Origin of the sequence: Chitinophaga filiformis, assembly GCF_023100805.1 — a bacterium.
Classification (GTDB): Bacteria; Bacteroidota; Bacteroidia; order Chitinophagales; family Chitinophagaceae; genus Chitinophaga; species Chitinophaga filiformis_B.
This window is the reverse complement of record NZ_CP095855.1, coordinates 1,441,327-1,452,009: the sequence shown is the minus strand read 5'-3', so window position 1 is coordinate 1,452,009 and position 10,683 is coordinate 1,441,327. Positions and strand designations below refer to the sequence as shown.

Sequence of the window (10,683 nt, the reverse complement as noted above, 5' to 3'; positions counted from 1 at the left end):
TATTATGCTTTCACGGTTTTCAGTACCTCTGCCATTGTCTTACCAATGTTAGCAGGGCTTTCTACCACGTGCACACCACATTCAGCCATGATCTTCATTTTTGCAGCTGCTGTATCATCAGCGCCACCGATGATAGCCCCGGCATGGCCCATACGACGGCCCGGAGGAGCAGTCTGGCCCGCGATGAAACCAACTACCGGCTTGGTACCGTGTTCTTTGATCCATTTTGCAGCGTCAGCTTCCATGCTACCACCGATCTCACCTATCATGATGATACCTACAGTTTCAGGGTCGTTCATCAGCAGTTCAACCGCATCTTTGGTAGGGGTACCAATGATAGGGTCTCCACCGATACCGATAGCTGTAGAAACACCCAGACCAGCCTTAACTACCTGATCTGCAGCCTCATATGTTAAGGTACCGGATTTGGATACGATACCAATGTTACCTTTCTTGAAAATGAAACCTGGCATGATGCCTACTTTAGCTTCTTCAGCAGTGATTACACCAGGGCAGTTTGGTCCGATCAGACGGCTCTTACGGCCAACCAGGAAGTTTTTAGCCCTGATCATATCCTGAACGGGAATGCCCTCAGTGATACATACGATCAGTTCTATACCGGCTTCAGCAGCTTCCATGATAGCGTCTGCAGCGAATCCTGGTGGAACGAAAATGATAGAAACATCAGCGCCGGTAGCCTTTACAGCATCATCTACCGTGTTGAAAACCGGGCGATCCAGGTGCTTGGTGCCGCCTTTTCCCGGCGTAACGCCGCCTACTACCTGCGTGCCATATTCTATCATCTGTGTGGCATGGAATGTGCCTTCTGTACCGGTAAAGCCCTGTACAATCACTTTGCTATGCTTATTAACTAAAACACTCATCGCGCTTGGTTTATTGTTTTATAATGATATCGGCAAAATTAAAGTCCTAATGCCAAATTCCAAATCAATCTTTTTTGAGCTTATTCCGCCAGCTCTGGTCCTGGAACATTTCCATCTGCCTCATTTCTTTTGCATCCCGGAGGAACTCGGATGCGAAGATAAAGTCATTCAGTTTCTCATCTTTACTGAAAACGATGTCTTTATTACTTCCTTCCCACTGCTTACGTCCCTGGTACATATACACGATATGATCCCCACTTTCCATTACGGTGTTCATGTCATGGGTATTGATCACAGTGGTAATATTATACTCCAGTGTTAAATCTTTGATCAGCTTATCTATCAGCAGGGAAGTCTGGGGGTCCAGACCGGAATTGGGCTCATCACAGAACAGGTACTTGGGGTTCAGCACAATAGCCCGGGCGATCCCTACCCTCTTTTTCATCCCCCCGCTGATCTCAGCCGGGTACTTTTTTGCTGCATCTTTCAGATTCACCCTTTCCAGGCACTCCATCACACGGGTTTTCTTTTCCCGGAGAGTACCTTTGCCAAACATATCCAGGGGGAACATAACATTCTGCTCCACTGTCATACTATCAAACAGGGCCGATCCCTGGAAAAGCATGCCTATTTGCTGGCGGATCTCCTTCTTCTCATGGTCGTTCATGCCCGTAAAATCCTTTCCATCGTATACCACTTTACCGGCATCGACCTGCATCAGCCCCACCATACATTTCATCATTACGGTCTTTCCGCTGCCACTGCTGCCAATGATCAGGTTCACTTTACCGGTCTCCATCACAGCAGATACATCCGGAAGAATGATCTTATCTCCAAAGCCTTTCTTAATATTAACCAATTCAATCATAAACAATTGCGAATTATAAATCCGGGGCTAGCAAACCGGGACTGATCCTTTCCGCTACAACGGATGGAGCTTTTATAACAATAGCGCCGCCAGCAGATAATCCATGAACAATATCAGGACACAGGTTACCACCACTGCACTGGTACTGGCTTTACCGATCTCTAAAGCGCCTCCTTCCACATTATATCCATAATAAGAAGGAACACTGGCAATAATAAAAGCAAATACGAACGATTTGAACAGGGCAAAAAAGATGTTATACGCCCTGAATTCCTGCCTGAGCCCCTGCCAGTATTGATCTGAAGATAGAATTCCTCCCAGTTCACCTGCTTTTTCCCCGCCCCAGATACCCAGGAAGCCGGAAATACAGATCAGGCAGGGTATCATGATCACTGCTGCCAGTATTTTGGGCATGATCAGGTATCCTTTTGTATTGATACCCATGATCTCCTGCGCATCTATCTGTTCAGATACACGCATATTACCCAGTTCTGAAGCTATTTTGGAACCTACCACCCCTGCCAGTACGATACAGGTCAGTGTAGGCGCAAATTCGAGGATAATGGTGTCCCTCACTACCTGCGCAATGGTGGACTTGGGAATAAGTGGGCTGACCAGCTGATAAGCGATCTGCAGGGTGGTCACCCCTCCCATAAATAAGGAAATGATAAATACAATGCCAAACGATCCGATGCCTATATCCACACACTGCCGCATAAACTCCCGCCAGAACATTTTCATGTTTTCCGGGCGGGAAAACATGCCTTTAAGCATAAGCAGGTAGCTTCCGAAATGATGAAAGAATCTAAACTCCATAACTGGCCAAAGATAGCGAAAAATAGTCGGGACTACATAGCCCGGGCCTTTTCCACTCATTTAAGACTTCTCACCAGCAACCGCTTCAGACTGCGTTCTATGATCTCACCCATTGTTTTACAACGCGAAAAGACAGGATCGTCATAATATTCTGCCAGCTCATGGCCCAGCTGGGAAACTTTTTCAGGGAAAGAAACCTGGTCCGTCATGATCACATCCCTGAGGTCTTTTATACGGTGCCGCTGCGTTTTGATCCTCCGGGCTATTACAGAACGCTCTTCCTGCTGATACTGCTTAACTACTTCCGCATTCAGGTGCTTCATGGCCAGCTCCACAAAGACGCGGTTCTCTTTGAAGAACTGCGGCATATACAGCGTTCGTTTCCCTTCATAGAACTGCTGGTCAAAATCGATGGCCCGTATACGGAATTGCACATCATCAAAGTCCTGGGTAATGTCAAAAATGAAATTATAGGAACGCATATCTCCCAGTAAACGCACAAAACAACGCTCATTGAATTTGACAAACTCTTTGGCTATACGTTTCGGATTGAACTCTGGTCTGTCCAGGTAATGTAGTATAAACTGATCGCCAGGTACACCGGCAATATGCTCTTCCACCAGCGTATTGCCATCTATCATAAAGTTGATCCAGTAGGGCGACAGTATGTGTTCCAGTTCCAGCCCGTAAATACGGGAGGCATCTGCTATCTTGATATAGAAGTAATCGTACACATCATTGTACGTATTCCGGATCCTGATACGGAAAGGGTGGGAATTGCCGAACGTACAGTAATCGATACGTTCCACCTCCAGGTGCTCTTCTGCTGTCTGATCACCACCAGCCTTCAGGATGGAGTAAATCCTTTTCAGGCCGGCCTGTAGCTGGTGATACATGCTCTGCGGATAAAATACGGATTCCCATAAAGTATCCTTACCCGCTTTATCATAGACCGGAATGCTGTTATCAAAATAACGCAACTCCTCGTAAGACACGGGTAATCTTACCTCTCTCTCATACAGTTTGAGATATCCCCTGAATGCAGGGTTCAGCGGGAAAAATGCCTTTTTCTTGGATATGTGCTGCATACCCAAATATCAATCAAAAAAATCAGGAATTAAGCATTCCCGAGCTGATACTGCGTCAATTCACATATACCAGGTCCGGAATACCTAATTCCTGATCATTTATTTTTTACTTTTCCCGTCGCAACATTTATGCTGTGCATCCACCACGGCAATATTCACCATGTTCACAATGGAACGTACAGTGCTGCCCAGCTGGAGGATGTGCACGGGTTTCTTCATCCCCAGCAGTACCGGCCCGATAGCATCGAAACCCGCTACTTCCTGGAGGAGGTTGTATGCAATATTACCTGCAGCAAGGTTTGGGAAGATCAGGGTGTTCACTTCCTGTCCCAGCAGCTCACTGAATGGATAGCTGTCCTTCAGGATCTCCTGGTTGAAGGCCATGGCAGCCTGGATCTCACCATCTACGATCAGGGTAGGATCTTTCTGCTTTACTATTTCACGCGCCCTGCTCACCAGTTGTGCTTCAGGGGTTGGACTGGACCCGAAGTTGGAGTAAGATACCATCGCAATACGTGGCGTGATGTTGAACTGCCTTACTTCATTGGCCACCAGGATGGTGATCTCTGCCAGTTCTTCCGCTGTGGGATTGAAGTTCACGGTGGTATCTCCCAGGAACAACGGTCCCCTCTTGGTATTGATGATATACATACCCGCAACGCGCTTGGCATTATCTTCAGTTCCTATCACCTGCAGGGCAGGGCGGATCGTATCAGGATAATTACGCGTCAGACCGGAGATCAGCGCATCTGCCTCTCCCGTTTCCACCATCATACAACCAAAGTAGTTACGCTCACGCATTACCTTCTTCGCTTCGTATTGGTTGAAACCTTTGCGCTGGCGCTTTTTGAAGAAGAGTTCTCCGAACTTATGACGTTTATCGTGCATTTCATCACTCTTCGGATCGATGATCACGGTATCGTCCAGTTCAATGCCATTTTCAGCCGCCAGGTTGCGGATACGCAGTTCATTGCCCAACAGGATCGGGTAGGCAATCCCTTCCTCTCTCACCACCTGGGATGCTTTCAGCACCTTCAGGTTATCTGCTTCTGCAAATACTACCTTGCGTGGGTCCTGACGGGCTTTTGTACCAATAACGCGGAACAGCTGGTTGTCCAGTCCGAGGCGTTTGTTCAGTACTTCAATATATGCCTCCCAGTCGGTAATAGGCTGCTGAGCCACCCCGCTATCCATAGCAGCACGGGCCACCGCGGGTGCTACATGGCTGAGCAAACGGGGATCAAGCGGTTTTGGAATGATATATCTTGGTCCGAAGAAGAGATTTCTCTCATTGTAAGCCAGGTTCACAATATCCGGCACAGATTCCTTAGCCAGTTCCGCCAGGGCATGTACCGCTGCCAGCTTCATTTCCTCGTTAATCTGGGTAGCGCGTACGTCGAGTGCTCCGCGGAAAATGTAAGGGAAACCCAATACATTGTTCACCTGGTTAGGATGATCGGAACGGCCGGTAGCCATTATCACATCCGGACGGGAAGCAATGGCCAGATCATAGGCAATCTCCGGATCAGGATTCGCCATAGCGAATACAACCGGGTTCTTTGCCATACTCTTGATCATGTTGGGTGTTACTACATTCCCGACAGATAATCCCACAAATACATCTGCATCTTTCAATGCTTCTGCCAGCTCGGTCACTTTGGATTTGGTGGCAAACTGCCTGTGCATATCCGACAGGTTAGGGCGGGAAACATTGATCACGCCATCCTTGTCAAACATGATGATATTCTCGCGTTTGGCTCCCAGGGCTACATACAGCTTTACGCAAGCCATAGCGGCTGCGCCGGCGCCATTTACAACGATATTAACTTTATCGATCTTCTTTTTTACCAGTTCCAGGGCATTCAGCAAAGCCGCACTGGAGATGATGGCCGTACCATGCTGGTCATCGTGCATGATAGGGATCTTCAGTTCTTTCTTCAGACGTTCTTCGATCTCGAAACATTCCGGACTTTTGATGTCTTCCAGGTTAATGCCCCCAAAAGTTGGTTCCATCGCTTTCACAACCTGTACAAACTCGTCTACATTCTTTGTATTCAGCTCAATATCAAACACATCGATATCTGCGAATATCTTGAACAATACAGCTTTCCCTTCCATTACAGGTTTACCGGCTTCAGGGCCGATATCTCCCAGGCCAAGAACTGCTGTACCATTACTGATCACCGCTACCAGGTTACCTTTGGCGGTATATTTGTACACATTCTCTACGTCTTTGTGAATTTCCTTACAAGGTTCAGCTACTCCGGGAGAGTAGGCCAGCGAAAGATCCCATTGTGTCTTGGTGTTCTTTGTAGGTATTACTTCGATTTTTCCAGGCCGCCCCAATGCATGATAATCCAATGCATCCTGCTTGTTCTGTTTTCTTGCCATTTCAATAAAAGATTGTTCTTGGGCGTGCAATATACGAAGTATTAAAAGAACAGGCACTAGCACAAAAGAGTAGGTTCACAATATTTACTTATTTTTACGACGATTAATCTCCCTGACAAACATGATACAACGCATTCAAAGTCTTTATCTTCTATTGGCAGCAGCGGCCGGCATAGGCACCTGGTTCATGAATATCTGGAAAGCCACGCTAAGCGACGGAACCATAAGTTATTTCAAGGCTCAGTCCAGTTTCATTGTATTTGTAGTTTACATGCTGATCGTAGCACTGGCCCTCTTCTGCATCTTCCTGTTCAAGAACCGTAAGCTACAGTTCCGGCTCACCATACTAAACATTTTCCTGGCAATTGCATCTATTGCGCTGCAATATTTTGAAGTGTTGAGCACAGCCAATAAACTACAGGAAGGAGGTAAACATATTTCTGATTCTTCTTATTTACCCGGTGCCTTCCTGCCAATATTGATCCTGATCTTCCTCTTTATGGCTGCAAGAGGCATCTATAAAGATGAGAAACTGATCAAATCACTCGACAGACTGAGGTAATTATCCCCATAAACAGATTAAATAAAAAGAGGCTGTCTGCTTCAAACGAAGTGCAGACAGCCTCTTTTTTATCCGGATACCTGGTGATGTTCAAATGCTCTCCAGGCCCCTGTTTGTATTTAATCCTTCTTCATTCCCGATGCTTCTTAACGAAGCAGGCACTTAAAGGTATTTACCGGTATAACTTTCCTTCACGTTCTTCAGTCCTTCGGGCAATCCGGCATACAGCAGCTGTCCGCCACCGGCGCCGCCTTCCGGCCCCAGGTCTATCACCCAGTCAGCGCTACGGATCACGTCAATATTGTGCTCAATGACCAGTACGGTATGTCCCTGTTCAATAAGGGCATTGAAAGAGGCCAGTAACTTTTTGATATCATGGAAATGCAGACCGGTAGTTGGTTCATCGAAGATGAAGAGGATATGTCCCTGTGCCTTTCCCTTACCCAGGAACGAAGCCAGCTTCACACGCTGTGCCTCGCCACCGCTCAGGGTATCGCTGCTCTGTCCCAGTTTCACATAACCCAGGCCCACATCGCTCAGCGGACGGATCTTATTGCAGACGTCCTTTTCTTCCTTGAAGAAATCCAGGGATTCCTCCACACTCATTTCCAGTACATCGTAGATATTCTTGTTCTTATAGGTAACTTCCAGTACTTCATCCTTGAAACGTCTGCCACCGCAGCTTTCACACTGCAGGTGCACATCTGCCAGGAACTGCATTTCAACGATCACTTCCCCTTCTCCTTTACAGGCATCACAACGACCTCCGTCTACGTTGAAGGAAAAATGTTTTGGCTGGAAACCGCGCATCTTACTCAGGGGCTGCTTTGCAAACAGGTCACGGATCTCGTCGTATGCCTTGATGTAGGTTACCGGGTTGGAACGGGATGACTTACCGATCGGGTTCTGGTCTACCATCTCGATCTGGGTAATATCATCCACTGCTCCCTTAAGGGCGCGGTGTTGTCCCACACGCTCTGCAAACTCTCCCTTCAGTTTCATGAGAGCAGGGTAGAGTATCTGTTTCACCAGCGTGGTCTTACCGGAACCACTCACACCGCTCACCACAGTCAGTACCTGTAAGGGGAAGTCTACATCAATATTCTTCAGGTTATGCTGACGGCAGCCTTCGAGGCTAATCGCCTTCTTCCATTTGCGGGTGCGGGCAGGCGGCTCTATGCGGAGCTGTCCGCTCAGGTACTTTCCTGTCAGGCTTTTCGTGTCTTTTAGTATCTGCTGATAATTGCCGGCAAAGATCACTTCACCACCCAGGTGACTGGCCAGCGGTCCCATATCGATGATGTAATCCGCCTCTTCCATCATCATTTCATCATGTTCCACTACCACAACGGTGTTGCCCAGGTCACGCAATTCCTTCAGTACGTTGATCAGGCGATGTGTGTCGCGTGCATGCAAACCGATGCTCGGTTCATCGAGGATATACATCGAATTGGTCAGGTTACTGCCCAGCGAGCGGGTCAGCTGTATACGCTGGCTTTCTCCGCCACTCAGTGTATTGGCTACACGGTTGAGGGTAAGATAACCAAGCCCTACGTCCAGCAGGGTTTTCAGACGGTGGTCAATTTCCACCAGTATCCTTTTCGCCACCTGCTGATCGTATTCACTCAGCTCCAGTTTTTTGAACCATTCATTGAGATTACTTACCGGCATATCCACCAGGTTGGCGATGTTTGCGCCACCTATCTTGATATACAAGGCTTCTTTCCTCAGACGGCCTCCTCCGCACTCATGGCAGGTAGTACGGCCACGGTAGCGGGATTGCAGTACACGGTACTGCACTTTATAGAGGTTCTGCTCCACCATCTTGAAGAACTCATTCAGCCCGTAGAAGTGCTCATTGCCTGTCCACAGCAGCTGGTATTGCTCCTCTGTAAGGTCAACTATCGGCTTATGGATCGGGAAATTGAACTTCCTGGCGGCTTTGATCAGCGCCTCCTTGTACTCGCCCATCTTCTCTCCTCTCCAGGGCGCGATGGCGTTTTCATATACACTCAGGCGTTTGTCAGGGATCACCAGGTCGGCGTCAATGCCCAGCACCTGTCCGAAGCCCTCACAAACCGGGCAGGCCCCGTAAGGGTTATTGAAGGAGAACAGGTTGGGAACCGGCTCTTCGAACTGCATACCATCCAGTTCAAAACGGTTGGAGAAGTGTTTCAGCTCTCCGCCATCCACTTCTACCAGGCAGTCGCCTTCACTCTCGTAAAACGCTGTCTGCACGCTATCTGCAATACGGTGCAGGTCGTCTTCTTCAAACGCTTTCGCCACCAGACGGTCTACCAGCAGGTATGCATCCTTTGGTAAGGAAGGTTTCTTTTCGTCCAACAGTTCCTCGATGCGCAGCAGGGAACCGGCACCTTTCTCTTTCACATACAGGCGGGAGAAGCCTTTCTGCATGAGAATTTGCAATTCCTCCTTCACATCACGTTTAGCGTGACGGCGAAAGGTAACCAGCAGTTGTATCTTGGAGCCGGAAGGCAGCTTTTTGATAAAATCCACCACGTCGCTCACTTCATGTTTTTTCACGAGCTGACCGGAAATTGGGGAATATGTTTTGCCAATACGGGCAAAGAGCAGGCGGAGATAATCGTAGATTTCCGTCATGGACCCTACGGTAGACCGGGGCGTACGGGTGATCACCTTCTGTTCGATGGCAATGGCCGGGCAGATGCCCTTGATATAGTCGACATCAGGTTTGTTCATTCTCATGAGGAACTGGCGGGCGTAGGAGCTGAGACTTTCCGCATAACGGCGTTGTCCTTCAGCATACAATGTGTCCATGGTCAGTGAAGACTTGCCCGAACCGGATACTCCCGTCACGACTACCAGCTTGCTCCGGGGGATGCCTACGCTCACATTTTTGAGGTTATGAACACGAGCGCCTTTAATGAAAATCTGATCTTGTGTACTAACTGACTGATCATCAGTTATTGTTTCCGTTTTCTTCACTTTAGTAGCCATAATGGATGCAAAAATACCGAAAGTAAACCATTCCGGGCTAATTCCGTTCTACCTGAACATGTTATAAGGGAAACCGGCAACCATGGGTCAATTCGACGGATTGCAGCCTGTATTAAATCAGCCGAAAATTGCACGAAGGAGGGATTGTTTTATTGAACTATTACATTATATTTGCATTAGATGAGAGAACTGAAGGCCACTTCAGGATCTATTTTACTAAACTAAAAACTACCTATTATAGCATAAACTCTACACATTTTCCTACGACTGTCACAAGTCCTATTTTTATTTTAAACCCGCTATTGTAGAAGTTTATGCAAATAATGTACAAACTAAGTGATGAGCAGCTGATTACTCTTTTCAAAAAGGGTCATGCTTCCGCATTGGAAGAATTAGTGCACAGGCACAAGGATAAGCTCTATACCTCTATCGTATTACTCGTGAAAGATGCATTCCTGGCTGAAGATATTTTCCAGGATACCTTTATAAAGATCATAGATACCATTAGAGCTGAACGCTATACTGAAAAGGGAAAGTTCCTGCCCTGGGCCATGCGTATTGCGCATAACCTGTGTGTGGATCACTTCCGTAAGATCAAGCGTACGCCTATCATCAAAACCAGTGACGACAAAGATATTTTCAACGTACTGAATTTCAGTGAAAGCAGTGCGGAAGAGAAGATGATCACAGCACAAAGCCACGACCGCGTAAGAAGGATGCTGGACATGCTGCCGGAAGAACAACGGGAAGTGATCATTCTCCGCCACTATGCTGATCTGAGCTTTAAAGAAATAGCAGACCTCACACAGGTGAGTATCAATACCGCATTAGGCCGTATGAGATACGGTCTGATCAATCTCCGGAAGATGATGACGGAGAAGCAGATTTGTTTGTAATCCTTTTTTTGCTTGCCATCAACGGGCGGCCGGGAGACTCCGACCGCCCGTTCTTAGTTTTCAGCGCTTGCATACGATTGCAGTGTAAGTACCAGCGGTACAGGGAATATCCGCAGCTGTACTGCGTACCAATACCCGCGCCTCATAAGGCTGGCAGGAAAAAACAGGACAGGCAAACTGATTACAATAATTCGCTTAA

8 protein-coding genes are annotated in these 10,683 nt (G+C 47.6%); 2 read left to right on the top strand and 6 right to left on the bottom strand.

The genetic code is table 11. The annotated features are described in order from the left end of the window. Nucleotides 1–2: 2 nt before the first annotated feature. The 5 genes from sucD to MYF79_RS06075 all read right to left on the bottom strand — a co-directional run bounded on the left by sucD (nucleotide 3) and on the right by MYF79_RS06075 (nucleotide 6,047). On the bottom strand, nucleotides 3–884 hold the full coding sequence (sucD, locus tag MYF79_RS06095; RefSeq protein WP_247813030.1) for a succinate--CoA ligase subunit alpha: 882 nt from the start codon (nucleotides 882–884) through the stop codon (nucleotides 3–5). A 64-nt stretch (nucleotides 885–948) separates the two neighbouring features. Next, nucleotides 949–1,752 (bottom strand): ABC transporter ATP-binding protein, encoded by an 804-nt coding sequence (locus MYF79_RS06090; RefSeq protein ID WP_247813029.1) that lies wholly within the window; start codon nucleotides 1,750–1,752, stop codon nucleotides 949–951. Nucleotides 1,753–1,824: 72 nt separating this feature from the next. Beyond that, nucleotides 1,825–2,568, bottom strand: a complete 744-nt coding sequence (locus MYF79_RS06085; RefSeq protein ID WP_247813028.1) for an MlaE family ABC transporter permease — start codon at nucleotides 2,566–2,568, stop codon at nucleotides 1,825–1,827. A 56-nt stretch (nucleotides 2,569–2,624) separates the two neighbouring features. Next, complete coding sequence (locus MYF79_RS06080) at nucleotides 2,625–3,656, bottom strand: hypothetical protein (protein ID WP_247813027.1); 1,032 nt, start codon at nucleotides 3,654–3,656, stop codon at nucleotides 2,625–2,627. A gap of 99 nt (nucleotides 3,657–3,755) precedes the next feature. Beyond that, nucleotides 3,756–6,047, bottom strand: coding sequence for an NADP-dependent malic enzyme (locus MYF79_RS06075; protein ID WP_247813026.1), 2,292 nt, complete (start codon nucleotides 6,045–6,047; stop codon nucleotides 3,756–3,758). Nucleotides 6,048–6,168: 121 nt separating this feature from the next. On the opposite strand from MYF79_RS06075, the gene MYF79_RS06070 reads away from it, so the two are divergent. Beyond that, nucleotides 6,169–6,609 (top strand): DUF4293 domain-containing protein, encoded by a 441-nt coding sequence (locus MYF79_RS06070; protein ID WP_199654814.1) that lies wholly within the window; start codon nucleotides 6,169–6,171, stop codon nucleotides 6,607–6,609. A gap of 162 nt (nucleotides 6,610–6,771) precedes the next feature. Here MYF79_RS06070 and uvrA read toward each other — a convergent pair whose 3' ends face one another. Then, entirely contained in the window at nucleotides 6,772–9,588 is a 2,817-nt protein-coding gene (gene uvrA / locus MYF79_RS06065; RefSeq protein WP_247813025.1) for an excinuclease ABC subunit UvrA, read from the bottom strand. A 314-nt stretch (nucleotides 9,589–9,902) separates the two neighbouring features. Here uvrA and MYF79_RS06060 point away from each other — a divergent pair, with 314 nt between their 5' ends. After that, nucleotides 9,903–10,484, top strand: coding sequence for a sigma-70 family RNA polymerase sigma factor (locus MYF79_RS06060; protein ID WP_199654813.1), 582 nt, complete (start codon nucleotides 9,903–9,905; stop codon nucleotides 10,482–10,484). Nucleotides 10,485–10,683: the final 199 nt, after the last annotated feature.

Bases quoted from the DNA above. Each gene is read 5' to 3' on its own strand.
- sucD (WP_247813030.1), bottom strand. From the start codon at position 884: ATGAGTGTTTTAGTTAATAAGCATAGCAAAGTGATTGTACAGGGCTTT.
- MYF79_RS06090 (WP_247813029.1), bottom strand. From the start codon at position 1,752: ATGATTGAATTGGTTAATATTAAGAAAGGCTTTGGAGATAAGATCATT.
- MYF79_RS06085 (WP_247813028.1), bottom strand. From the start codon at position 2,568: ATGGAGTTTAGATTCTTTCATCATTTCGGAAGCTACCTGCTTATGCTT.
- MYF79_RS06080 (WP_247813027.1), bottom strand. From the start codon at position 3,656: ATGCAGCACATATCCAAGAAAAAGGCATTTTTCCCGCTGAACCCTGCA.
- MYF79_RS06075 (WP_247813026.1), bottom strand. From the start codon at position 6,047: ATGGCAAGAAAACAGAACAAGCAGGATGCATTGGATTATCATGCATTG.
- MYF79_RS06070 (WP_199654814.1), top strand. From the start codon at position 6,169: ATGATACAACGCATTCAAAGTCTTTATCTTCTATTGGCAGCAGCGGCC.
- uvrA (WP_247813025.1), bottom strand. From the start codon at position 9,588: ATGGCTACTAAAGTGAAGAAAACGGAAACAATAACTGATGATCAGTCA.
- MYF79_RS06060 (WP_199654813.1), top strand. From the start codon at position 9,903: ATGCAAATAATGTACAAACTAAGTGATGAGCAGCTGATTACTCTTTTC.